This window comes from Aliivibrio sifiae (genome assembly GCF_002954705.1).
Classification (GTDB): Bacteria; Pseudomonadota; Gammaproteobacteria; order Enterobacterales; family Vibrionaceae; genus Aliivibrio; species Aliivibrio sifiae_A.
Genome location: NZ_MSCO01000003.1, coordinates 191829 through 216211, shown reverse-complemented (window position 1 = coordinate 216211; position 24383 = coordinate 191829). Strand labels below are relative to the sequence as shown.

The 24383-nt window shown below is 35.9% G+C and carries 22 protein-coding genes; 11 read left to right on the top strand and 11 right to left on the bottom strand.

Annotated features, from left to right (window positions below):
• Window positions 1–163: 163 nt before the first annotated feature.
• Together BTO22_RS18360 and BTO22_RS18355 are read right to left on the bottom strand one after the other, a co-directional pair.
• The gene (locus tag BTO22_RS18360; RefSeq protein WP_308727222.1) at window positions 164–526 is read right to left on the bottom strand and encodes a four helix bundle protein; all 363 of its coding nucleotides are present in this window, start codon (window positions 524–526) and stop codon (window positions 164–166) included.
• An 86-nt stretch (window positions 527–612) separates the two neighbouring features.
• Window positions 613–1764 carry a polysaccharide export protein gene (locus BTO22_RS18355; protein ID WP_105056741.1) on the bottom strand — a complete coding sequence of 384 codons (1152 nt, stop codon included), beginning with the start codon at window positions 1762–1764 and terminating at the stop codon, window positions 613–615.
• 342 nt (window positions 1765–2106) lie between these two features.
• Between BTO22_RS18355 and BTO22_RS18350 the strand changes: the two genes are divergently transcribed.
• The 4 genes from BTO22_RS18350 (at window position 2107) to BTO22_RS18335 (ending at window position 6221) form a co-directional block, all read left to right on the top strand.
• Complete coding sequence (locus BTO22_RS18350; protein WP_105056740.1) at window positions 2107–2352, top strand: hypothetical protein; 246 nt, start codon at window positions 2107–2109, stop codon at window positions 2350–2352.
• 162 nt (window positions 2353–2514) lie between these two features.
• The gene (locus tag BTO22_RS18345; RefSeq protein WP_105056739.1) at window positions 2515–3216 is read left to right on the top strand and encodes a YjbF family lipoprotein; all 702 of its coding nucleotides are present in this window, start codon (window positions 2515–2517) and stop codon (window positions 3214–3216) included.
• 39 nt (window positions 3217–3255) lie between these two features.
• Window positions 3256–4038 carry a capsule biosynthesis GfcC D2 domain-containing protein gene (locus BTO22_RS18340; RefSeq protein ID WP_105056738.1) on the top strand — a complete coding sequence of 261 codons (783 nt, stop codon included), beginning with the start codon at window positions 3256–3258 and terminating at the stop codon, window positions 4036–4038.
• Window positions 4039–4040: 2 nt separating this feature from the next.
• Window positions 4041–6221: a YjbH domain-containing protein gene (locus BTO22_RS18335; protein WP_105056737.1), complete on the top strand. Its 2181-nt coding sequence runs from the start codon at window positions 4041–4043 to the stop codon at window positions 6219–6221.
• Between the two features lie 172 nt (window positions 6222–6393).
• Here the strand turns inward: BTO22_RS18335 and BTO22_RS18330 are convergent, their stop codons facing one another.
• The 4 genes from BTO22_RS18330 to BTO22_RS18315 all read right to left on the bottom strand — a co-directional run bounded on the left by BTO22_RS18330 (window position 6394) and on the right by BTO22_RS18315 (window position 10202).
• Window positions 6394–7509 (bottom strand): LPS O-antigen chain length determinant protein WzzB, encoded by a 1116-nt coding sequence (locus BTO22_RS18330; protein ID WP_105056736.1) that lies wholly within the window; start codon window positions 7507–7509, stop codon window positions 6394–6396.
• A 73-nt stretch (window positions 7510–7582) separates the two neighbouring features.
• Window positions 7583–8230: a TetR/AcrR family transcriptional regulator gene (locus tag BTO22_RS18325; protein ID WP_105056735.1), complete on the bottom strand. Its 648-nt coding sequence runs from the start codon at window positions 8228–8230 to the stop codon at window positions 7583–7585.
• A 117-nt stretch (window positions 8231–8347) separates the two neighbouring features.
• Window positions 8348–8695: a four helix bundle protein gene (locus BTO22_RS18320; RefSeq protein WP_105056734.1), complete on the bottom strand. Its 348-nt coding sequence runs from the start codon at window positions 8693–8695 to the stop codon at window positions 8348–8350.
• A gap of 70 nt (window positions 8696–8765) precedes the next feature.
• Window positions 8766–10202 (bottom strand): MBL fold metallo-hydrolase RNA specificity domain-containing protein, encoded by a 1437-nt coding sequence (locus tag BTO22_RS18315; RefSeq protein WP_105056733.1) that lies wholly within the window; start codon window positions 10200–10202, stop codon window positions 8766–8768.
• Between the two features lie 374 nt (window positions 10203–10576).
• Here BTO22_RS18315 and rfaD point away from each other — a divergent pair, with 374 nt between their 5' ends.
• Genes rfaD through BTO22_RS18280 form a run of 7 tightly spaced genes read left to right on the top strand, consistent with a single transcriptional unit; the run spans window position 10577 to window position 18178 of the window.
• The gene (rfaD, locus tag BTO22_RS18310; protein ID WP_105056732.1) at window positions 10577–11515 is read left to right on the top strand and encodes an ADP-glyceromanno-heptose 6-epimerase; all 939 of its coding nucleotides are present in this window, start codon (window positions 10577–10579) and stop codon (window positions 11513–11515) included.
• Window positions 11516–11544: 29 nt separating this feature from the next.
• The gene (locus tag BTO22_RS18305) at window positions 11545–12474 is read left to right on the top strand and encodes a Stealth CR1 domain-containing protein (RefSeq protein ID WP_105056731.1); all 930 of its coding nucleotides are present in this window, start codon (window positions 11545–11547) and stop codon (window positions 12472–12474) included.
• A complete protein-coding gene (locus BTO22_RS18300; RefSeq protein WP_105056730.1) occupies window positions 12464–13726 on the top strand; it encodes an O-antigen ligase family protein in 1263 nt (420 codons plus the stop codon). Before BTO22_RS18305 ends, BTO22_RS18300 begins: the two co-directional genes overlap by 11 nt.
• On the top strand, window positions 13723–14748 hold the full coding sequence (gene waaF, locus BTO22_RS18295; RefSeq protein WP_105056729.1) for a lipopolysaccharide heptosyltransferase II: 1026 nt from the start codon (window positions 13723–13725) through the stop codon (window positions 14746–14748). Before BTO22_RS18300 ends, waaF begins: the two co-directional genes overlap by 4 nt.
• A 9-nt stretch (window positions 14749–14757) precedes the next feature.
• The gene (locus BTO22_RS18290) at window positions 14758–15924 is read left to right on the top strand and encodes a glycosyltransferase (protein WP_105056728.1); all 1167 of its coding nucleotides are present in this window, start codon (window positions 14758–14760) and stop codon (window positions 15922–15924) included.
• Between the two features lie 3 nt (window positions 15925–15927).
• Complete coding sequence (waaA, locus tag BTO22_RS18285) at window positions 15928–17190, top strand: lipid IV(A) 3-deoxy-D-manno-octulosonic acid transferase (RefSeq protein WP_105056727.1); 1263 nt, start codon at window positions 15928–15930, stop codon at window positions 17188–17190.
• Window positions 17191–17194: 4 nt separating this feature from the next.
• The gene (locus BTO22_RS18280; protein WP_105056726.1) at window positions 17195–18178 is read left to right on the top strand and encodes a glycosyltransferase 52 family protein; all 984 of its coding nucleotides are present in this window, start codon (window positions 17195–17197) and stop codon (window positions 18176–18178) included.
• Here BTO22_RS18280 and neuC read toward each other — a convergent pair.
• The 5 genes from neuC to BTO22_RS18255 form a co-directional block, all read right to left on the bottom strand.
• Entirely contained in the window at window positions 18162–19325 is a 1164-nt protein-coding gene (neuC, locus tag BTO22_RS18275) for a UDP-N-acetylglucosamine 2-epimerase (RefSeq protein WP_105056725.1), read from the bottom strand. The two genes, BTO22_RS18280 and neuC, sit on opposite strands and share 17 nt — an antisense overlap.
• Complete coding sequence (locus BTO22_RS18270) at window positions 19322–20587, bottom strand: cytidylyltransferase domain-containing protein (RefSeq protein ID WP_105056724.1); 1266 nt, start codon at window positions 20585–20587, stop codon at window positions 19322–19324. Before BTO22_RS18270 ends, neuC begins: the two co-directional genes overlap by 4 nt.
• A gap of 5 nt (window positions 20588–20592) precedes the next feature.
• Window positions 20593–21633, bottom strand: a complete 1041-nt coding sequence (gene neuB, locus BTO22_RS18265) for an N-acetylneuraminate synthase (protein ID WP_105056723.1) — start codon at window positions 21631–21633, stop codon at window positions 20593–20595.
• Window positions 21633–22256 (bottom strand): NeuD/PglB/VioB family sugar acetyltransferase, encoded by a 624-nt coding sequence (locus BTO22_RS18260; RefSeq protein WP_105056722.1) that lies wholly within the window; start codon window positions 22254–22256, stop codon window positions 21633–21635. The genes neuB and BTO22_RS18260 overlap by 1 nt, the downstream gene beginning before the upstream one ends.
• Window positions 22257–22517: 261 nt before the next feature.
• A complete protein-coding gene (locus BTO22_RS18255) occupies window positions 22518–24368 on the bottom strand; it encodes a DUF3413 domain-containing protein (protein ID WP_105056721.1) in 1851 nt (616 codons plus the stop codon).
• Window positions 24369–24383 lie beyond the last annotated feature (15 nt).

The window sequence follows — 24383 nt, the reverse complement described above, 5'->3', positions numbered from 1 at the left end:
GTTACTGCCTCCCCATCCTATTTAATGGGTTTATAGAATAAGAACGGAAATACGGTCCTATCAGCTAGAGCGGGAAGAGCGGTTCTATGTATTTAAAGTGATCGTAGATTAAGCTCTAAGCTCTACCTAGGACCACAGGATCGCTCTTACCTTCTTTTCCGCACTACCTTACTATTCCTTTTCTTATTTTAATTAGTTTTGCGAGCATCACTGATATGTGTTTTGCTTCACTGATGAAAACTACACTCTTTTGTTTTGATATGTAGCCTAGCTCTGTCGCTATGTATATTTGTGTAATCATTTCACCGCATGAACCTTTTGCATAATACAAAAAACGGGCAGATTCTTTAATTGTTTCTCTTTCTTCACCTTCGGCTATATTTGAAGGGATAGATAATGAACTTCGCATTAACTGATCAACAAGACCATAATTACGACAACCATCAAGCTCACGAACAACATCGACGGCCAAGCGTGAACTTTTTTTCCACACTTCTAATTTTTCAAAATCCAATGTTCTCATCATATAAAAGCCGTCCTATGTATTTAAGATTAAGCTCTAAGCTCTCCTTAGGATCACAGGACCGCTCTTACCTTATTTTCCGCTCTACCTTACGGCCAATTCTTAACTCGCAATGCGCCTTCAGTTAGCTCATTAAAGCCTGAGATGGTTGGCATTAATTGCATGATTAGACGGTTCCAACGCGTGATTGGGGCGGCGGTAACATAAACGATGTCATAAGGTTTTAAATCGAATTCTGTACCGATAATAAGCGCCGATGCATCTTTGATATTTAATTGATAAATATCAGCCATGCTGGTTTCTTTATCTTCAGGGCTTGATGAGCGAATAACAAATACGCCAGTTGCATCTGCCGATAGCTCATTAATGCCACCCACGCTGCTTAACGCTTCGGTTAGGCTCATGCCTGAGCGATCCATCTTAAGTAATTTTGGATCTTTCACTTCCCCCATCACAAACACTTTTTGAGTGTCGTTACGAGGAACATGAATAATATCGCCTGATTCTAATAATCGGTTTTGCTTTAAATCGCCACGTTGCATTAATGCGTATAACGATAATGTTTCTTCTTTGCCATTACGGGTAAGAGTGACATTACGCCAATCGGCTTCTTCTGCTAACCCACCTGCACGGTTAATCGCATCCAATAACGTTAGTGGAATGTTAGTAATAGCTTGTTGGCCTGGTTTATCAACTTCACCTGTTACGTACGCTTTTTGTGCGCGAAACGCAGCAACGTTGACATCAACTTGTGGGCTTTCAATAAACTTACTTAATTTGGTTGCAATATCAGCTCTAATTTCTCGCACTGTTTTACCAGCAACAGCAACAGTGCCAATGTAAGGGTAAAATATTGTGCCGTCTGCATGAACCCAGTTACCTGATTCACTTGAGCTACGGTACGAACCCGCAGGAATTGTTAGCTCTGGGTGATCCCAAATCGTGACATTTAAAATGTCACCAGGGCCGACGCGGTATTCATAACTTGCCACCTGCTGTTCAAGCTCTGTATTGGCTTGTGCTGATGCTTGCTTAATTTGATACTGTGCCACTTTTTGAGGCGTTAATTCATAGACATTTACATCGGTAGAATAGTTTTCTTTCGCGTCTTCGCTTTGCTCTTCTTCTACTTTATTTTTGTCTGAGGTTGACATGTGTGAACCGGGAAAAACAGTACAGCCACTTAGCAGTAACAGGAATACGCCAGCGGTTAACGATTGATGTGTTTTACTAATGAGCATGATTTCAACTTAGAGATGACAAAATTTAGAGACGCTACCGCCCAGAGGTAGTTAGGCACATTCCCTCTCAGCGCGATTATAGATATTTATAAGCGCGGCATTATACATATCTCTCACTATTTTACGAGCATAAATCAAACAAAAAAACAATAGATAACTCTATCAATAGTGGTAATTATGGTGGCATTTTTGAGAATTTGTAACATATAAAGGAATTTATTTTTGTATAAGCTATGATTTTTATATTTACCATATAGAACTTGATATGGTACTTTGCTCGAAGTTTGCTCATGAACTGAGTAAATATTCACCATGTAACATAAAATATATAAGGTTCATTCCATGAAAAAGACTGCTATCGCTCTTATGCTAGCTATGACTGCTGGTTCTGCATTTGCAGCTGGTGAAGCAACAACAACTGCTGCTTCTACTTCAGGTTCTGCTGCAGGTACTGCTGGCGCTTCTGCTGCTGCTGCTGGTGCTGCTACAACTACAGCTATCGCTGTTGGTGTTGCTGCTACTGTTGCTGTTGTTGCTGTTGCTGATTCAGGTTCTGACTCAACGACAACCTCTGTAACGACTAAATAATCCACTTATTTTGTTGTAAGTATATTAAAACCATCAACTTCGGTTGATGGTTTTTGTGTATTTATTACTGCGGTCCTATGGTCCTATGGTCCTATGGTCAACTTCAGATAAGCTTTTAATTTATCTGTTTTTTTACAGCAAATACGACAGGACCTCAGGATCATGTTTTCCGCTCTTAAGCCTCAATTTATATTCAAAACTGTTAATACGTTACTTATCACTTTTGCACTCTCTGCTTGTACTCAAAAATTTAATGATGTGAATGCCACTCTTGATGAAGCGGTTTTTGGGGCTGATGATGTGACTCTCTCTCCGCAAGAAATTTCTGAATTACCTTATGCGAGCAGTTTTGTACGCATTAATGGTGGCGCTAAACTCTTTATGGTATTGGCGTTTGCAGAGCCAAACCCTAAAACAGGGGTAATGCAATTAAAGTGGCTTTCTTCAGATAAAGCGATGGTGGTAACTGAGGACGGACGTATAGTAAAAACCCTTGGTTTAGCACAAAAAAACCTAACCGCGATAACTCCTATAACCCAGCTTTCTTTACCTTCTTTTGCTTCAATAAACCAAAAACAAACGATTTGGTCTGCCCGCTATGATTGGCAGACGGATAATCGCTATTTATTCAATTATGAAGCGACTGTTACACCTGTATTAAGAAAAACATCACAATTAAAAACGGCGGTGTGGGAGAAAGAGGTTACTGAGATTGTAGAGGTGGTATCTATCCCTTCTTTAGGCGCGTCATTCACCAATCAATATTGGATAGACAGTGATGCGAACGTGGTGAAATCTCATCAATATTTAGGCCCTGATATGGGTGATATTGAAATGACAATTTTAAAACCTTTTGCTTTATAAGCCATATAAAATCAACACGTCAGGCAGCTCGGAGTGATTATGCGTTTCCTTTCTTCTTTATTTATTCTGCTTACATTGTCGGTCTCGACCTACAGTGTTGCAAACACCTCAGAGCACGCCTCTGATGCAAAAAAACCACTCACCGTAACCTTAGTTAAACAAGGTGTAGAGCTTAATTACAGCCAGCCAGTCAGGTTGTCTCAAGTCGCTGTTGATGCAAATACTCAGGCTGACTTTTATAATTTAGGCGTGGTGTTAGGCGATAAAAATAAACAAAAAAACAGTGAAGATCTGCGAAATAACGTGATTGACTCGCTATCTTCACTTTCTCGAGAGACATCACTCTTTTCATCTAAAAATAAATATGATAAATCTGCGACGCAACTCATTTTACAATTAGAGCAAGCATCGTTTGTTAATCGTATTTTCACGTCATTTGATCTCGATTTACTGCGAATTAATGACAAAGCCAATCCTCTTTTATCTGGTCACTACCAGCTATTTTTAGGAGATCGTCCTACTAGCGTTTCTTTTTTTGGTGCCATTGATTCAGATAAAAGTATTCAATTGCCATTAATTGAACATGCCATTATTGATGATTATTTTGAAACACTGCCTCTTTCTTCGGTTGCTGACACCTCCATTATTTATGTTATTCAGCCTAATGGTGAGGTTCAACACACTGAGTTTTCGGTATGGCAAAACAATCCGGTGTATTTAGCGCCTGGGGCTATTGTGTTTATCCCTTTTGCCGACCTCCCTGCTGATTACTCTTCTTTAAATGATTCTATTGTTCAATTGCTTCGTAATAAGGCGTTTTAATTATGATGGCTCCTAAGTTTTCTCTCTCCCTTATTGCGGGGGTTATTGCCTCTTCTTTGCCTTATTCAGCTTTGGCTAATGAGTTTGAACCAGTTACGTTATCTACCTCACAAACGGATTTTGGTGGCGTGGGCTTAATGCAAATGCCATCTGGCCGTATGGCGCCTGAAGGCGAGTTCAATATTGGCGCAACACTTAATAATGAATACCACCACTACAATGTTTCTTTGCAGGTGATGCCATGGTTAGAAACCACCATTCGTTACACCTTGGTGCAAGATTTACTGTATAGCAGTGACGAAAGCTTCAGTGGCGGCACTAAATACACCGATAAAGGCATTGATTTTAAAATCCGTTTACTGGAAGAGAGCCAATGGCTGCCTGAAACATCAGTAGGGGTTCGTGATTTTGGTGGCACAGGTCTATTTGATGGCGAATTTGTGGCGGCAACCAAACGATTCGGCAACCTTGATGTGACGGTGGGCATGGGCTGGGGTTACTTAGGCCAAAGTGGCAATATTACCAACCCTTTCTGTAAAGCGTCAGATAAATTTTGTTCTCGTTCAACTGAAACAAAAGATAGAGGTGGTAGCGTTTCTTTTGAACGTTGGTTTAAAGGCCCTGCCGCTATTTATGGTGGTTTAGAATATCAAACCCCTTATCAACCACTGCGCTTAAAGGTGGAGTATGACAGTAATGATTACAGCCAAGACTTCCCTGTAACTCGCGGTAAAGTCGATATGACTCAACACACCCCTTGGAACTTTGGTGTTCTGTATGGCTTAGGTGATTGGGGCGATATTAAGGTGAGTTACGAGCGTGGAGATACGCTTACGCTTGGGGTAAACATAAGTACTAATTTTAATAGCATGAAAGCGATTTGGCGTGATGAACCTATCGAACCTTATGACGAATCAACTCATGACTCTATTGATGACGTTGATTGGAAACGCGTTAACCAAGAGTTAAATGGTAACGCTGGCTATGAAGAAAGCAAAATTTACGCGAATGAAGATTCAGTCACGATTGTCGCTGAGCAAAACAAATACCGTGATAGCGATGAAGCCCATGATCGTGCTTCTCGTATTCTAGCGAACAACGTTCCCGCGACTATTTCTACCTATCGTATTGTTGAAACCAATCAATCGATGCCAGTGTCTGAAACGGTGATTGACGCTAAACAGTATAAAAAAGTGGCGAATAACGACTATTTCGATGCCGATATTACCGATGCAAGCCAAACCGATGAAGTCATTTATTCACCTTTAGAAAGCGAACTTAAAAGCGATAACCTTGAGCGTTGGGATTACTCTATTTCGCCAACCTTAGCGCAATCTATTGGCAGTGCTGAAAACTTTTACCTTTATGCAATTGGGATTAATACAGCAGGCTCGGTATGGTTAACTGATAAGGTGCAAGCCTCTGGCAGTTTGTATTTTAATTTGGTTGATAACTATGACCAGTTTAATTACATTACGCCACCTGATGGCACTTCGGTTCCTCGTGTTCGTACTATGTTCCGTGCTTATGTTCATGAAAACCCGGTGCGTATGAATAGCCTTCAACTGACTTGGTTTGAAGAGTATGGCTCTGGTTTTTATAGCCAAGTTTACGGTGGTTATTTAGAAAGTATGTTTGGTGGTATCGGCTCTGAAGTAATGTATCGCCCATTGAATTCAAATTGGGCGTTCGGCGTTGATGCGACTTATATTAAACAACGTACTCCGGGTGAGTGGTTTGGTTTTTACGAGCAAGACCAACAAGATGGTGGAGAGTATGGCCGAGATTATACTGTTGTCTCTAGTGGCGTAACGGGGTTTGCAACCGCTTACTATGCGCCACAATGGACTTTCTTAAAGAATACATTGCTTAAAGTTGGCGTTGGTCAATTCTTGGCGGGCGATAAAGGGACGCGTGTTGATTTCTCTAAACAGTTTGATTCTGGCGTTATCGCCGGTGCGTATGCAAGCTTTACCGATTTATCTGCTGAGGAGTTTGGTGAAGGTAGTTACACCAAAGGATTCTATATTTCGATCCCATTCGACATTATGACAGTGAAACCAAGTAAGAACCGTGCGAACTTTAATTGGCAGCCACTGACACGCGATGGTGGACAGATGCTAAATAAACAGCATGAGTTGTATGAATTGACGGATGAGAGATCGCCGTGGTTTACTAGATAAAAGCGGAAGAGATGGGAAGAGCGGTCCTATGGTCCTGAAGAGCTAAGAGTAAAAAACAGAGTTCAGATCGCTTCGCTAGCAGAATTCAGAAGTGTTGACTTAAGTATGTAAGTTACAACTAATACCTCTGAACTCAGCAAGCGAGCTTGTGGCCAATCTGAATCCTAAGCTCCTAATCTTCTTTTCTAAATGCAAACCTAACTAAAACTATCACAACACCTAATATTCCGCCTAATAAGGTTCCTAATACAGCGATTAGCGCACGTTTTGGCTTATCTCGAGTGATAGGTTGTTCTACGTTTTCTAAATAACGAAAAGGTTGAAACTTAATATTTCGATCAATTTTCATCGATTTAAGCATTTCAAGTTTCGCATCAATTTGTTGTAAGCGTGGTTCAATGACACTTAAATTTGTCACTGATTTAAGGGCTTTAATCTTCGCTTTTAATGCTTGAGCACCTAAGCCAACCTCAAATAATTCATTATTTCCCATATTTTGAATCGGCTTATTCAGTTGTGCAGCTTTTGCAATTTCTGCCCCGTATTGTGAATTCTCAATTTCGACAATTAAACGGTTTTTTGCTTGCGCCTCTAAGATTGTTTTTTGTTGACGTAACTCATTACGTTTACCATTTACCACAGCTTGAAGGTTACTTAAAGCATCATTGAATACAACCAATTTTACTGAAGAAATGTATTCATTTAATAACGTATAGCTGCTTTCTTTTGTCGTTGCTTGTAAGCTAATAGTATATGGAGAAACACCTGATTTTTTATCAACAGCAGTGGCGCTTATCTTTTGAAACCACTCAAAGTATAGATTACGAGTTGCTTCAATCTTATCAGTATCAGTATCAGTATCAAGTTGAGCTTTAAATGCTTGAAATTCGACACTTCCATCTAAAAATCTGTTTTTATTATTAGAAGAGTTATACGCACTAATAAAACCTTGAAATAACACTTTATTATCAACCAATGAATCTAATTCTTGACTTACTAATACTGTTCCATCATCTTGATAAATATCAAAAATTGGTTGATATTGTTTTACTTGATCTCGATACTCAGAAAAATCATGAACTTGTGGGATCATCACTTTGGCTTTAGATGACCACAACTCTTGAGCGGTTAAAGCATAAAGCACAGCACCAATAGCGAACACTAAAGTGCATAAAATAATCGTGATTTTTCCTTTCCAAAGCGCGATAAAAAGCTCTTTAAGATCAATCTCATCGTTTTGAAATGATGATTGTGGGTAATCAGGTAATTGCGGTGATGATTGCTTCATTTGTGTTCCTGTAAAAAATGGCTTTTTATAATGCTTATTTTTATTCTAAATTGATCAATTCAGAACTGATGCTTTACTTCATCCGCTCTTTATAATGTTTTTCTAACTCTAAAATCTGCTGGCGTCCTAAATCTGTCGCTATCGGACGCACAACATTCAACATTTGAATCATACCTTGGTAAATAACGGCTTCTGTGATTTTTACGTCAGATGACATTACTGTCTGATAATTAATCCAACACGATGACACTAAATGCAACGTTTTCGTTAATGCAGCAAGCTCATCATCATCTAACTCTATTAATTTAGCATGACGAAAATTATTCATTATGCTTATAAGGTTATCGTTTAGATCTTGTTGAGCTTGAAGGTACTTTAGCTGCAAAGTTTGATCTCTGCCTAAAATATCAGGTAAATTAGCGTAAAAGAATCGATAACTCCACATTAATACAAAAATAGAATCTAAATAGTTAAGCATCACCTGAAAATTTGGTGTTTTTGCTTGCTCATCTAAGTGAATTGGCTGAAAACGAATCTTTAGCTCTTGAGCATAATTATTAAAAATAGAATGGATAATTTCTTCTTTATTGCGGAAGTGATAATAAAGATTGCCTGGGCTTATCTCAAGGTGCGCGGCGATATGGTTGGTGGTGATGTTGCGTTCGCCATTTTCATTGAAGAGGGTTAAGGCGCCGTGAATGATCCTGTCTTTTGTTTTCATTGCTCTTTCCCGTGCCAAATAAATTCAAGTATTTAAAAATTGTAACCGAAAAAGTTATATGAGACTAGAAACTATACGCTGCGCTAACTAGAGACTATAAGATCAAAAAAACACATTTCACTTTTTTCTCTTATCTTTTTGAATGATTGTTGCGATGATTTTTGCAATTTCTCGTGTTTCTTTAACTAAAATAAGCGCGGGTTCTTTTGGCACACTTGAGGTTTCAATTGCTATCAATAGCTGCGTAAGTAGTTCTCCACATGATCCTTTAGCGTAATAGTAAAATCGAATTTTCTCCTTTATTGTCTCTCGTTCTTCCCCCTCTGATATATTTGACGGCACAGATAACGAAGAACGTAGGATTTGATCTTTTAATGCATAGTTCTTATTTCCTTCAAATAATTCAATAACATCACAAGCCAATCGAGCAGAACGCTGCCATACTTTTAACTTTTCAAATAACACACTTTACTCCTTTCATATTGTGTAAGTAAATAAACACCATCCATATACATACCTGCTCTTATAGTCTCTGTTAGCGCAGCATATAGTTTCTAGTCTCCAGCACTCTCTCAAACTCCTCGCGAACGTTATCTTCACCATGCACTACAACAACCTCTTTCTTCCCCTCCTCAATTCCCTCAACAAATTTCATCAAATCTGCTTGATCGGCGTGAGCTGAATACCCAGACATGGTGTGGATTTGCGCATTAACATCAATCGGTTGATTATCTATCCAGACGGTTTCTTTTTTATTTTGAAGATCTCGCCCTAGTGTTCCGTGGGCTTGATACCCTGCAAGGATGATATCTGTACGTTTATCTGGTAATAACGCTTCTAGATAATTCATAACCCGGCCACCTGCGCACATGCCGCTGGCTGCGACGATGATGCAAGGCTCGGCGGTACTTTTTAGGCGATTGACGATTTGCATATGTTCTTTATGACTTTCTATGGTGATGCATTGTTCAAAGTTTAGTGGATGACGTTGGTTACTTAGCTTGATCTTGGCTTCTTTACTCCATAATTTTTTAAAGCGTCGGTATTGTTTGGTGACTTTGTTGGCGAGTGGTGAATCTAAGATTATTGGGATTTTTGAGTCAATGTTGTTGTGATGGATTAAGTGCTCGATATCAAACAATAGCTCTTGGGTTCTTCCGACTGAAAATGCGGGGATAATAATTGCGCCACCATCTTCTAAAGAACGCTCAATAATGTCTTGTAGACGCTTCGCTCTGGTTTCTACACTATCGTGAATTTTATTGCCGTAGGTGCTTTCTATTATTAAAAGATCTGCGCGTTTAGGTGAGATTGGATCGGGTAATAATGGGGTATTTGAGGGACCTAAGTCTCCTGAAAACACGACGATGTCATTGTTGGGGAGTTTTATTTCGACATAGGCGGAGCCGAGGATATGACCTGCGGGTTGGAAGCGGAGAAGCAAGTATGAGGAACTAGTTTTTAGGGGCGAGGAAGAGCGTAAAGAACGAGAGATAGAAGAGAGTGGGATTCGGTGCCATTGGTTGTATGGGATGGGTTTTATTTGTTTTCTTATTAGTTCTAATACTCTTGCTCTTTGGCCTTTATTTAACCCGAGTTGCAATTTTAATCCATCATCTAGCATTAATGGTACTAACTCTGCGGTGGCGGGTGTGCAGTATATAGGTTGCTTAAAGCCTTTTGCTAATAACCAAGGCAGTCGCCCGATATGATCGATATGAGTATGGGTGAGAATGAGTGCTTTTAGGTGTGAAATAGGAAATTCAATATCCAGTTTTCTTTCATTGCCGTGTTTATCTTTCGCATCTTTGCCTTGGAATAATCCGCAATCTATAAGTATTCCATGATTGTTACCGTTATTATTAATGGTAAGTTCGTGACAAGAGCCAGTAACGCCGAGTTTGCCGCCGTGGTGTTTTAGGGTGATTTCAAAATTTGTTGCTTGGGTTGAGTTTTTTGGGGGTGTTAGCATGATTACTCCATTTCAAATAAACTATACGCTTTGCTAACTGTATTCACTGCGTGACTAGAGACTATATATAAAAGCCAGTAATACTGATTAATCAAATTCATCACTAACTCATACATTCTAGCTATTAACTTTTATAGCTCAATTTTTATTCATTACGTATCCGATACTTAATTAATCTGCTTCATTCATTCAACTTACAACTTGCTTTTCGGTTCATATCTCATGAGTCACTCACAACGATATGCATTTATCGTCTCTAGTTAGCGAAGCGTATAGTTTCTAGTAACAATGGCTAACTCATAAAATTACCGCTGCCTTTTGATCCTTTCTTTGCTACAATTCAACCAATTATCTTAATAAATCGTGGTATCAAAATGATCATTGTAACTGGCGGCGCTGGCATGATTGGCAGCAACATTGTTAAGTCTTTAAATGACAAAGGCTTTAACGATATCTTAGTGGTTGATAACCTTAAAGATGGCAAGAAATTCAAGAACCTAGTTGATCTTGATATCACTGATTACATGGATAAAGAAGACTTCATTACTCAAATTATGGCGGGTGATGATTTCGGTACAATTGATGCTATTTTCCACGAAGGTGCTTGCTCTGCAACGACTGAATGGGATGGCAAATACATCATGATGAACAACTATGAATACTCTAAAGAAGTACTTCATTTTTGTATCGAACGTGAGATCCCGTTCTTATATGCATCATCTGCTGCGACTTATGGCGATACTGATACTTTCGTTGAAGAGCGTGAGTATGAAGGCGCGTTAAACGTATATGGTTATTCTAAACAACAGTTTGATAACTACGTTCGTCGCCTATGGGCTGATGCTGAAGAACATGGTGAGACTGTTTCTCAAATTACTGGTTTCCGTTACTTCAATGTGTATGGTCCTCGTGAACAACATAAAGGTTCTATGGCTTCTGTTGCTTTTCATTTAAACAACCAAATGAATGCCGGTGAAGATCCTAAATTGTTTGAAGGCAGTGACCAATTTAAGCGTGATTTCGTTTATGTTGGCGATGTTGCTGCGGTTAACCTTTGGTTCTTAGAAAACGGTGTTTCTGGTATTTATAACTGTGGTACTGGCCGAGCTGAACCATTCCGAGCTGTTGCTGATGCGGTTATCAAGCACCACGGTAAAGGCGAAGTTCAAAGCATTCCTTTCCCTGAGCATTTAAAAGGCGCATACCAAGAGTTTACTCAAGCTGATTTAACTAAGCTTCGTGCTGCTGGTTGTGATGTGGAATTTAAATCGGTAACGGAAGGCGTTGCTGAGTATATGGCGATTGTGAATTAAACTTATAATGCATTAGTTTTGGTAAAATAATGAAAATAGATCTTGTTTATTGCTGGGTCAATAATAATGATGCTTCTTGGAATAAAAAAAAGGAGCATTATTATAATTTACATAACCCATGTTGCAAAAATAATGAAAGTATTAGATATGCAGATAATAATGAATTGAAAATTTCATTACGTTCAGTAGCCAGAAATGCACCATGGATAAACCATATCTACATTATTACGGACGAGCAAATTCCTAGTTGGTTACGTTCAAATGATTTCATCACTATTATTGATCATAAAAACATTATACCTAATGAATACTTACCAACATTTAACTCTAGTGTTATTGAAGCTCATATTCATAATATCGATTCGTTATCAGAGCATTATTTATATTTAAACGATGATGTATTAATTGGAAAAGAGTGCTCCTCTTCATTATTTTTTAAACAAAGTGAACCTGTAATATTTACATCCACTTTATTTCCAAAAAAAATAAAATTAAAAAACAATTTCACTTATAATCAACAATCTATTTTTAATGCAAGAGTACTAGTTGAACAAGAAACAGGAGTGCTTGTCCGATACAATATAAAACATGGTATTAGGTGCTGTGTAAAATCACGATACAAAAAAATATATAATTTATATTTCAATAAACTAGAAAAGTCATTTCATGAAAAGTTTAGACAAACTCCAGTTTCAATTCATGCTCTTTATGCATTTCATGAAATCGCAGTTAAAAAAGCAAAGCCAATTTATCAAAAAAATATAAAATCTAGATCAATCATTAATAGCATATTTAAAAATACATTTTTAAATATAACAAATGGAAATTTAAATGAACTTTTGATTATAGAAAAAACAAAACCATTAATAATCTGTATTAATGATATATCTAATGAAGCCGAGCTTCTTTATTCTATTAAAAACACATACCTAAATTTAAAGTCTTCTTATGAAAAATAATAAACTGAATTACTTAATCCTTGTGTTAATGTTATTAACATTGATTGGTTTTTCTCTAAATACATTAGATTATAAAATAACATTAATACTAACTTCTATATTATCTCTAATTTCACTTTTCTTAATCAAAGAAAAGAAGTGTAATCATAAATTTTACTTCTTACCTTTTGCTTTTCTTTTTACTCCTGTATTTATCAGCGTAATAATGGGGGATACATCAGGTAAGTATCTAGAAAAAGATTTTTATCTTATCATTGCTACTCTCTCAATTTTTTCCTTACAACAATTAAAAATAAAGAAAACAACCTGCATCTACGTACTCGGAATATTTATAATACTTTGTTTTTCAATATTTAATTATTATTTACACCTAGGAATCACAAGACCTAAAATTGGCATTAGCTCTATAACTTACACCGGTATAATCGCAGCTATCTCCGCTATATTTGCATCATTTTATTTATTCGAGAAAAATAAAAAAATGGCTTTATTTATAGCAATAATTATTCTAATGTCTTATCAAGTCGTATTGTTTGGTCAGTCAAGAGGCTCATTTTTATCATTTGTACCTACATTACTTTTAATTATTGCTGCTTTATTCTATAACAAGAATAAATTATTAACGATATCAACAATATCATTAATGGTAATAATTACATTAAACTCACCAATTACAGATAGGTTTAACGTAGCTAAAAATGAAGTATCTAAATCCATTTCAGTCGTTGAAAGTGTCAATATAATAAAAAAAGAACCAACTGTTACTATAAAGAAAACAATTAAAGAAGACTCTAGCATAACTAATGAAAAAACAGCGCATCAATTACAAAATAATGGTTCTATTGGTACTAGATTTGGTTTATGGGTAACAGCATTCGAAATGGGATCTTCTTCTCCAATCTTTGGAATTGGCTATTCTAATTACCAACAATATCTGTTACATAACCCTTTATCCAAATGGATAAATAGCTACAATCATTTCCATAATGAATATTTACAAATGTATGCATATTATGGACTATGTGGCGTTCTATTCCTTACCCTGTTCTATTTTTATTTTACTAAAGCTTTCTATCACATCAGGAAAGAGAATCTATCTATAGCCTTTGCTGGCACCTCTCTTATCACAAGCTATTTTATTAGCGGATTAACTGATGTTCCATTAACCACCTTTGGTGCAAAAACAATCCTTGTTATTTGTTATATACTATTAATGTCAATAGATAATAAATCAGTAGAACAGAATTCATGAAAATACTAATCATTGGCCCATCTTGGGTAGGTGATATGGTGATGTCTCAATCACTATATATCACATTAAAACAACTACACTCTAAAGCCATTATCGATGTTATGGCTCCTGTATGGTGTAAACCTATTTTGGAACGTATGCCAGAAGTGAATCAAGCAATTGAAATGCCACTTGGTCATGGTGATATTGATTTATTTGAACGCCGCCGTTTAGGTAAACAGCTTAAAGCCAATAACTATACTCATGCTTATATTTGCCCTAACTCTGCTAAATCAGCTTTGATCCCTTGGTTTGCTGATATTCCAAAACGTATTGGTTGGAAAGGCGAAATGCGTTACGGCTTACTTAATGATTTACGTCCAAATAAAAAAGCCTTCCAGTATATGGTTGAACGCTATGTGGCACTAGCACACCCTAAATCTGAAATGATTAATTCAAATTCATTAGGTGGATTAAATAATTTACCTCGGCCTAAGCTTTCTATTGATACAAATACTCAACAAGCAACGCTTGCTAAGTTTGCTCTATCTATGGAAAAACCTGTACTTGGTTTATGCCCGGGCGCTGAATTTGGCCCTGCAAAACAGTGGCCTGTTGAGCATTATGCAGCAGTGGCTAACGAAATGATTAACCAAGGCCACCAAGTATGGCTATTTGGCTCTGCGAAAGATAAAGAGACAACTGAAACCATTAAATCTTTGGTCGATTTAGATAACCAAGCTAAAGTATTTAATCTAGCTGGCAATACAAGCTTAATTGAAGCCGTTGATCTACTTGCCGCTTGTAAAACGGTTGTGAGTAATGATTCAGGTTTAATGCACGTTGCTGCGGCGGTAGGTTGTCATGTGGTTGGTGTATATGGTTCAACATCACCAAAGTATACTCCGCCATTAGCTGAGAAAGTGGATATAGTAAGTACAGATATTAAATGTCGCCCTTGTTTTAAACGTGAATGCCCACTTGGACATTTGAAGTGTTTAAAAGATCTTCCTCCTCAAAAGGTAATCTCTCGATTATTATAAGGATATGATATGAAAATAGCTGTAGTCGTGAACTGTTTAAAGATGGGTGGTATGGAGCGCGTCGCTGTTAATTTAGCCGATGCATTTCATGAAGCTGGACATACTACAGATCTGATTTATCTAAAAAACAGAAAGAAAGAAATAGAGCCAAGAAATAGTGCAATACCACTACGACTTTTTAATCTTAAGAAAATGGTATTATCAAGTGGTATTGGCGTTATTTGGTTTATCATCTGCCAATTTTTAAATGTTATTTTTAGAAAAACACTTCCAATTTGGTTTGCGTACGCAGAAGCGATTGCATTTAAAAGACAGTTAAAAAATCTAGAAAAACACAATGGCAAATTTGATTTAATTATTTTTCGAGGCCAAGGTACTTTTGAACACATCTGGCCAATACAAGATAAACGTTTTGTTTATGTTTGTGAAAATGTTCAAAAAAAGCATATGTATGGCCAGTTATCGAAATGGATTTTTACAAAATTATTTAAAGAAAGAAATGTCGTTTGTGTTTCAAATGGTGCACTGGACAGTTTTAATGATATGTGTGCAACTCATGATATTTCACCACAAAAAGCAATAACACTTAATAACCCTAATGATTTTAATAAAATCAAAGAAGATGCCGAATCGGGAAACGAGCCTCTGCATCCTAATCCATATATATTAGGATTAGGTCGCCTTGTCCCTCAAAAAAACTTTACTCTTCTTGTTAGCGCTTACCATCATGCAATATCTAATTATAAGATTGAGCAAGACCTTGTTATTGTTGGTGCAGGTAAAGACTTATCTAATATAAAGGCTACAGTTGAAGAGCTTGGCTTATCTGATCGAGTATACTTTAAAGGGCAACAAAATAACCCCTTTCCTTGGTATCAACAGGCTGACTTATTTGTTTTAAGTTCAAAATTCGAAGGCCTAGGTATGGTACTCATTGAATCTCTAGCGTGTGGGACAAGAGTTGTCTCAACTGATAGCCAAGGCGGTGTAAAACAAATAATGAACGGGCAGCTGGAAGCTTTCTTAGCAAGAGAAACCCCCGAAGCTCTTGCTGAAAAAATACATCACGCTTTATCTCTAGAGTGGAACGACAACTTTGCTGTTTTTGTTCAAGAGACATTAAATAAATTTGATGGGAAAATCATCATAAATCAATATATTCAGGAATTTAATTAATCCATGCTTCGCTTTATCTATACATTACTTTTAAGCATTGTATCTCCTTTTCTTTTTCTTTCTCTTTATAAGAAAAAGGAGGGAAAGCCGCCTTTTGGATCTCGCTGGAAAGAACACTTTGGTTTTACACCACCTCTCAAAACAACGAAGCGCCCTATTTGGGTTCATGCGGTTTCTGTTGGTGAAGCTATCGCTGCAACTCCAATAATTAAGGCATTAAAAAAACAGAATCCAGAGCAACCAATTCTTGTTACTACGACAACAAGTACAGGAGCAGAGCAAATCAACAAACTAGGTGATTTAGTTGAGCATAGGTATATGCCGGTTGATTTTAGTTTTGCTGTACGTGGTTTTTTAAAAGCCACTAACCCTAAAAAAATGCTAATTATGGAAACAGAACTGTGGCCAAATACACTGTATACCGTTGCCAAATTTGGTATCCCTATTTCAGTGTTAAATGCTCGCCTTTCTGAAAAGTCTTATTTAGGTTATAAGAAAGTTCAACCGATATTTAATTTATTGGGTAAGCACTTAACTCACGTTTGTTGTCAATATCAAGATGATGCAGACCGTTTTATAGCTTTAGGTATTGATGAAAAAAGAGTGCATGTTACTGGCTCGGTAAAATTTGATATTGAAATTACAGATGATGTTATTGAATCAGGAAAACAACTTCGTCATGAATTAGGTTCTGAACGCTCGGTTTGGATTGCTGCTAGTACTCATAAAGGTGAAGATGAGCAGGTGTTAGCAGCACATCAAGAATTACTAAAAACCATTCCTAATGCTCTACTCATTTTAGTGCCCCGACATCCAGAGCGTTTTAACTCTGTATTTGAATTATGTCTACAATCAGGGTTTACTTGTGTTAAACGAACTTCAAACCAAGTGATTAGCTCCGATACTCAAGTGTATCTTGGTGATACTATGGGTGAAATGTTAACGTTGATTGGTGCATCAGATGTCTGCTTTATGGGTGGAAGCTTGTTGGGAGATAAAGTTGGCGGGCATAATGTCCTTGAACCAGCAGCTCTAGGTATCCCAGTTATTACTGGTCCTAGTTACTTTAATTTTGAAGAAATAGTCGATTTATTATCAAATAATTCAGCATTAGAAATAGTAGCATCACCAGAACAATTGCCATCAAACCTTTCAACTTTGTTTTGCAACAATGAAAGATGCAATTCAATGATAAAAAATGCAGCACGTATTGTTAAACTCAATCAAGGTGCTTTATTAAATACAGTTAATTATATAAAACTATAATATTATGAATTTATTTTTAGTCACATCACCTTTACAATATATTTGTGTATTAGAAGCAAAGCATTATTTTAATTGCGAAAATAATATCCTATTACTAGTAAATCAAAAAAGTGCTTCAGGATTAAAGCAGCAGCACAATTTAATTAACCAGAATGATTGGAATCATATAATATCGATAAACAGAGGTAATAGAAGTTTATCTATCCCAAAGGCAATCAAAGAAATAAAAAAACTGATTGGTTCTCAAGATATTGAGCGTTTCTTTTATGCAGAATATAATGGCTGGAGAACTAAATTACTCATCAGAAACTTACCTATAAATACAGAAGTATATTTTGATGATGGTACTTTAACGCTTCTTGAATATCCTACCTATATTATTCCTAAAATACCATTCAATCGCCCCAGATTCCTTCAAGACTTAATCATAAGATTCAATGGATGTCAGCCTATTGGCTTACTACCTCAATCGAAGAAGCTAGAAATATTCAGTATATTTAAATTAGATAACGCAGGATTTAAAGTTCATAAAAATAGTTTAGAACAGCTAAAAAACCGTTATGGAAACCCTAAATTATATAATGAAAATGCACCTATTGGTTTTATAGGACAAGGCGCGATTGGAGATAAAAATCAAAAAACAATCGACGAATATCTACAGATTTTAGATAATATTGTTAGTAAGTTTGATAAGGAAATAATTTATTTTCCTCATCGAACTGAAAAAGAAGAAGTTTGTAATCTGTTGAAACAAAATAAAAAAATAATTTACCATGACAGCGAATACCCGTTAGAAATTGAATTGATTGATAAAAAAATACAATTATCAGCATTAATCGGGAATTATTCTACTGTTATGTTTACATGTAAATTACTGTATCCAGACATGCCTATTTATGCGTTCTTCAGCACACATCCGAATACAAACTTTCAAAATACATTGCAGAAACAACTAAAAGAGATCGATGTTATTAATTACAGTGATTAATATCATAAAAGTCTTTATATTCAAGTGATGGCGTGTGCATAAATACCTTAATATGCATTAACGCCGTTTCTAATACTCGTTGTTGATAATATGGATTTACTGCCTTCTTTACTTGTTCTTTAAACTCATTGCTTTGGCTCAAAACAATCGATTCAACTATTCTTTCTTCAATACAAAGACAATCAATTACGGTTTGTCCCCTAACTCGACCTTTTTGGCGGTCTCCAATATTAATCGTTGCTACTTGTAAGGATGGAATTTCAATTAACCCCGATGACGAGTTACCAATTAAACCAAGAGAATGTTTATTTAAGGCTAAGTATTCTTCTGGTTTTACTGATGTCATATAACGAGATTGAGTTAAATTACAAAATTCTTTAATTTTTATCGTAATTTCATCTGAGCCAGTATCTGAGTTTGACCCAATAAATACAAAATCATATTCATCACTCACTTTACTCAATGCATTTAATAACTCGCAGACTTGCTCCACAACGGAAACTACCGTTAATGTTTCAGGGTGAAAAGCAATCATAAAATAGGGCTTATCTAAGCGCCCAAAACGTTGAGATAATTCAGTTTTCGATGGGAGAACCATCAATAAACTATTTTCAGCCCCTAATGCGCCAATATTAAAAACAGTCTCAGGATATTCACCCATTTGGATTATACGTTGACGATATTCTTCTGTTGATGCTAGATGTAATTTACTCATTTTCGTGATCGCGTGACGAATAAACTCATCATAGTTACCCAATGTCTTTTCACCACCGTGTAAGTGAATAATTGGTAAATTATGCATTGCTGCAGCTATCGCAACCGAAAAAATCTCATAACGATCACCCAGAATCATCACAGCATCAAATTTTTCATTCTGAAAATATTTCCCAAATTCACTTTGACAAATCGACATTGAATGTAAAATCTTAGCGTTATTAGAAGTATCTATATCAATATCAATCAACTTATCAATACTAAAGCCATCACTTTCAATCACCTTATAAGTTAATCCATACTTAGGATCACAATGCATCCCTGTAGCGACGATCGTTAATTCAAGATCCGCATCATTTTTAAGAGAAAGTAATAATCTCTTCATTATCCCGTATTCAGCACGAGACCCTGTTACATAAAGGATTTTTTTCATTTTAATACTTCCGTGATTTCTCGTTCTAATTGTTGATATGCTAACTCAGAAAAATGCAAACCATCATGGGTAAATGCAGCAGATAAATTACCAAATTCATCATAAAATGATGAGCTTAATTCAACCCAAACAAGATTATCAAGATTATCAAAATGTCTTTTTAAACATGAATTTAACTCTTTAATGACATTATTACAGCGATCAATACGCCCTCTAACTGGTGGTACTGAAAGTAAATAAATCTGAACGAATGGATTAATTTCCATTAATTTAGTAATCGTTTGTGTTATCCAATCTATCGTTTTATCTTGTGCCCACCCATCAATAACAATATCGTTTGTTCCTGCAAACAAAATAACCTTATCACCCACTGTCGTAATTAATTTTTCATCTAAAATAAAATTTAAATACTCTTGGCTGTTAATTCCTGAAATTCCTAAATTATTTACAGTTTGATCATTTAATGTATCTACATTCCAATAATCAAAAATAGAATGTCCAATCAAAGTAATCGGCAAGCCACGGTGCATCATTGATTTCTTTTCAAAAATTCGCTTATGAATGGCATCAAGTAATATTTTTTTCTTGTTCTTATTCGTTTGAATACTAATTGCTAACTCAAAATCTAACCTATCATCAATATCAACAGAATCTGTTTTATTCATTACATAGGCTAAACTATCAGAACCAAAGAAATGCTTTCTTTGTAAATACGCATCATTTTTAGCAATAAATATAGCACCATTTGGGCTATATTCTTTGTTATTTTGACGACGATAATTACTAAAATCTAAATCGAAATGCTTTAAACTTAAATCACTGTCAATCGGTTTAATTAGATCCGCACCTTTATTACTTTCTGACATTGATACTACAAAATTAGTATCTACAGACTTCTCAAATAAGTCGACCGCCTGTTGAATATGCTTAGCATTACGAAATGGTGATGTTGGTTGTAATAAAACAAAATAATCAAAATCACACGTTTTCTGTAGAATATCTTCAATAACCATAAACGATGTAGCAGTATCAGAAGCAAGCTCCGCCGTTCGCATAATGACCTCAGCTCCATACTGCTCTGAAATTTGTTTGTATTCTAATGAGTCAGTTGAAACAATGACTCTCGAGAATAAGTCAGAATTAATTGCAGCTTCAATGGTGTAAGCGATTAAAGGTTTATCTAACAACATTAAAATATTTTTATTCGGTAAACCTTTTGATCCCGAACGTGCTGGAATAATTGCTATTTTCTTGAGAGTCATGATGCTTATGCCTCTTGTGCAATAAATTCAGAATGTTCAATAAGCTGATCTTCTGTAAAATCTTGCTCTGCTTTTTTACCTAATACCTCATACCATGACATAGGGCTAATGCCATTTCCTGGGCGTTTGGTCGTGATATTTTCCAACGTAAAAATATCTCCTTTTTTAATATCAGACTTAGCAACTATCGATTTACGAGCAACAATTTTATTCTTACGCTCAGAGTTTGTAACTAGCTTTTCATAACTGCCAAGCGCTTGCTCGACTGAACGAATACCTTGACATAATAAAGTTAACTCTTCAGGGGTAACCGATGCTTTGTGATCTGGTCCATCAAAGTTTTTATCTAGCGTAAAGTGCTTTTCGATAAAAGTAATACCGTAAGGTACAGAAGCTATACCAGCAAAATAGCCAGGAGAGTGATCGGAAAAACCTATTTTATATTCTGAAAATGTGTTTTTAAACCCTGCAATTGAATTAAGGTTTACATCTTCAAATGGTGTTGGATACTCTGTATTACAATGTAAAATCGTAATATTTTCAGATTCAATCCCATTCTCTTTTAATACATTAAGAGCTAGCTTAATTTCATCAACTGTCGCCATTCCAGTTGATATTACAATTTCTTTATTTTCTATCGGTAAACGAGCTATCTTTTCTAGATAAGGTAAATTGAGTAACTCTCCCGATGGAATTTTCCACATTTTTTGATTTCGACTTGCTAAAAAATCAATAGAATCAAAATCGAATGGCGTTGAAAACACATCTAAGCCTAGCTCTTTTGCATATATTTCAAGCTTAATAAACTCATCATAAGGCAACTCTAACTTACGAGTCATGTCTAATTGAGACTCTTCATTACCAGTTACTTTGATTTGATATTCAGCTTTTGGTGCAATTTTAGATATCAATTGGTCTGCTTTAAACGTTTGAAATTTAACAGCGTCAACTCCTGCAAGTTTAGCTTCATCAACCATTCTTTTAGCTAGTTTAAAGTCACCATTGTGATTACAACCAATTTCAGCAACAATATAAATCTTATTCATTATTTTAGCTCTCTAATTAAACGAGTTGGAGATCCTGCAACAACTACATTATTTGGTATGTTTTTTATTATAACTGAACCTGATCCAATAGTACTATTTGAACCAATATTTATCTGTCCGTTAGAGACTGTACAGCTTCCAATAAACGTTTTTTCTCCAACTCTTACATCGCCATTCAAAACAACATTTGTTGATATATTACTGCAAGACCCAATTATATTTCCGTGCTCAATTAATGCTCGAGTGTTAATAACAACACCATCTCGCAACGTTGTATCACTATTGACAATACACATTTTTCCAATATAAATACCATCTCCTAATTCAAGATTACGAGATAAAATTGCTGTTTTATCGATTATATTAATAATTGGTAGTTTTTTTTCTTTTAATAAAGATAAAAAATCATAACGAATATTAGGATCTCCAACCCCTATAAAATAGACATAATCTTGAGGGCGATTAATATCATTGAGATCATTACCTATAATAGGATAACCTTGATGATTGCCACTTTTATAAGTATCAATAAAACCAATAAGATCTATAATGTCATGATCAATACTATCAATTATGGCTTTAGAAAAGCCACCAGCACCTATAATAATTAACTTGTCTTTCATAGACTATTTAATACCTTATCGCTGTAAAATTCATGGGAACATTATAGTTAAAAAATAATAAGACGAAAAACATTAGTTAACCATTAGAATTTATATATTTATTATTCCCAACAACAAAACTATTTCCATATATATTTTTTGTAATTATAGCATTAGCTCCAATAAAACAGTTTTCATCAATTGTAATATCCCCAATCAACTTAGCTTCAGAGCCAATTATTCATACAGCAAGCTTATTTTATGCCATTGCATTCAAAGTAATTATTTACTAAATCGACTGATCTGCTCTAACGCTTCTTGAAGATGCTGATAATTTAGTTTCGCATCTTTTAATGGACGGTTCTTTTTATCAAGCAGTTGATACTGACCAGTCGCCCCAACTTCTAAAATAGACTCTTTATCAATAATTGCATAGCCACTATAATTAGAAGACATAATCCAATTTCTATCTACATGCTTACCTAGTAAATCTTCACCAACTGAGTAATCTTTAATATTATTAGTAATACCCAGATAGTGCTTCATTAATGTTGGCACTACATCTTGATGGCTGGTTAAATCATCCGCACTCCAATCTAATGTTTTACCATTTACCCCAGGGGCAAGGATCACAAAGGGTACGTTTACTTGAGCATTAGTAAAGTTACTGTTATGTCCCCAGAAATTCATGCGATTATCATTCATTTCTTGTCCGTGATCCCCTGTAATGATCACAATCGTATTCTCTAAATCACCTGTTTCTTTTAATTTATCTAATACGTGTTTTGCTACACTATCAACAAAATGGACACTGGTTTTATAGCGATTAAAGAAAGGTGTTGGATCACTATCGTTATTCAATTCTAAATAGTTAATATTATCTAACATTGGTTCATAACGATGTTCGTAGTCTTTAGGAAAATCATAACCATGTGGTGCATCGTAAAATAAAAATGAAAATGCAGGCTTGGAAGTATCACGTTTGCTGTACCACTCTAACCAATCTTTAGTTAAATCTTTATCTAACTCTGATGGTGAGTTCCCTTCTGATTTAATACGTAAATTAGGGATATTTTTAAATACAGTCTGATTAAATTCAGGCTTCTCAAGCTGAGCAGCTGTGAATATTCCCATTTCATAATTTAATTCTTGAAGGCGGTCAATCAACACTGGTGACTTTTGATTCGCTAAGAAGCCATGCCAATACGTTCCTGGAATACCATAAAATAGACCAAAGATACCGGTACGTGTCGCATTACCTGTTGCTATATGATTATTAAAAATCATCCCATCTTGTGCGTATTGCCACATGTTTGGGGTATTTTCAGCATTGAATGTATCTGCACGCCATGAATCAACAGCAAGGATCATTATGTTAATTGGCTTCTCAACCGCTTCTTTTTGTAATGGTGCCAATGGATAATTCAAATCACTCTTACGATTAAGTTTCATGGCTTTTTGTTGAGCAATAGCTTCCTCGTTTACCCAACCATATTTTTTCATCATACTTGTTGATGTCGCAGGATAAAACACGGGTAAATAACGCTTAACGGTAGTCACTGGTTGATAAGCATTCGCTGCTGCCCAAATATGAATACCATGTGTTGCTAATAATGCGAAGAATGTAATAAGAGCAAATTTACGGCCTAACTTATGTTGTGTTATCGCTGCTGGTTTTTCTAGCCATGAAATCAATAAATATTGACCTACAACAAGGGCAATCACCCCACCAATAACTGTTATCCATGTAATAAATGGAAAACTCACTACTTGTCCAGATAGTACTAACTCAAGCACAACCGCATTAATGTGGAACCGATATTGTGCAAACACTAACGTATCGATAAATAAGACAGCAATACCAAGCGAAGCTATAAGTGCTTGCAATCCATTTCTAATTTTATTGTTTGAAATAAAGAGTGTAGGAAGTGCAACTAAGCCTATTACCCCAGCAAGTAATACCATTTGGCTAAAAGTGCCTGAGACCAGAAAACTTAGCCCCAATACGTCAGTTGGGATCTCTGGCAAAAAAGCGAAGTAACGAGTCGCAATTACCATTGCAACTAAGCTATTGATTAAAATGAACCAGCCATAGCTATGAAGTTTTTGCTTAAAGTTAGATGCTATCAACATAATTAACCTGATGTA

Bases quoted from the DNA above. Each gene is read 5' to 3' on its own strand.
- BTO22_RS18290 (WP_105056728.1), top strand. From the start codon at position 14,758: ATGAAAATAGCTGTAGTCGTGAACTGTTTAAAGATGGGTGGTATGGAG.
- BTO22_RS18325 (WP_105056735.1), bottom strand. From the start codon at position 8,230: ATGAAAACAAAAGACAGGATCATTCACGGCGCCTTAACCCTCTTCAAT.
- BTO22_RS18340 (WP_105056738.1), top strand. From the start codon at position 3,256: ATGCGTTTCCTTTCTTCTTTATTTATTCTGCTTACATTGTCGGTCTCG.
- BTO22_RS18350 (WP_105056740.1), top strand. From the start codon at position 2,107: ATGAAAAAGACTGCTATCGCTCTTATGCTAGCTATGACTGCTGGTTCT.
- BTO22_RS18255 (WP_105056721.1), bottom strand. From the start codon at position 24,368: ATGTTGATAGCATCTAACTTTAAGCAAAAACTTCATAGCTATGGCTGG.
- waaF (WP_105056729.1), top strand. From the start codon at position 13,723: ATGAAAATACTAATCATTGGCCCATCTTGGGTAGGTGATATGGTGATG.
- BTO22_RS18305 (WP_105056731.1), top strand. From the start codon at position 11,545: ATGAAAATAGATCTTGTTTATTGCTGGGTCAATAATAATGATGCTTCT.
- rfaD (WP_105056732.1), top strand. From the start codon at position 10,577: ATGATCATTGTAACTGGCGGCGCTGGCATGATTGGCAGCAACATTGTT.
- neuB (WP_105056723.1), bottom strand. From the start codon at position 21,633: ATGAATAAGATTTATATTGTTGCTGAAATTGGTTGTAATCACAATGGT.
- BTO22_RS18360 (WP_308727222.1), bottom strand. From the start codon at position 526: ATGATGAGAACATTGGATTTTGAAAAATTAGAAGTGTGGAAAAAAAGT.
- BTO22_RS18345 (WP_105056739.1), top strand. From the start codon at position 2,515: ATGTTTTCCGCTCTTAAGCCTCAATTTATATTCAAAACTGTTAATACG.
- waaA (WP_105056727.1), top strand. From the start codon at position 15,928: ATGCTTCGCTTTATCTATACATTACTTTTAAGCATTGTATCTCCTTTT.
- BTO22_RS18330 (WP_105056736.1), bottom strand. From the start codon at position 7,509: ATGAAGCAATCATCACCGCAATTACCTGATTACCCACAATCATCATTT.
- BTO22_RS18335 (WP_105056737.1), top strand. From the start codon at position 4,041: ATGATGGCTCCTAAGTTTTCTCTCTCCCTTATTGCGGGGGTTATTGCC.
- BTO22_RS18315 (WP_105056733.1), bottom strand. From the start codon at position 10,202: ATGCTAACACCCCCAAAAAACTCAACCCAAGCAACAAATTTTGAAATC.
- BTO22_RS18300 (WP_105056730.1), top strand. From the start codon at position 12,464: ATGAAAAATAATAAACTGAATTACTTAATCCTTGTGTTAATGTTATTA.
- BTO22_RS18280 (WP_105056726.1), top strand. From the start codon at position 17,195: ATGAATTTATTTTTAGTCACATCACCTTTACAATATATTTGTGTATTA.
- BTO22_RS18355 (WP_105056741.1), bottom strand. From the start codon at position 1,764: ATGCTCATTAGTAAAACACATCAATCGTTAACCGCTGGCGTATTCCTG.
- neuC (WP_105056725.1), bottom strand. From the start codon at position 19,325: ATGAAAAAAATCCTTTATGTAACAGGGTCTCGTGCTGAATACGGGATA.
- BTO22_RS18260 (WP_105056722.1), bottom strand. From the start codon at position 22,256: ATGAAAGACAAGTTAATTATTATAGGTGCTGGTGGCTTTTCTAAAGCC.
- BTO22_RS18270 (WP_105056724.1), bottom strand. From the start codon at position 20,587: ATGACTCTCAAGAAAATAGCAATTATTCCAGCACGTTCGGGATCAAAA.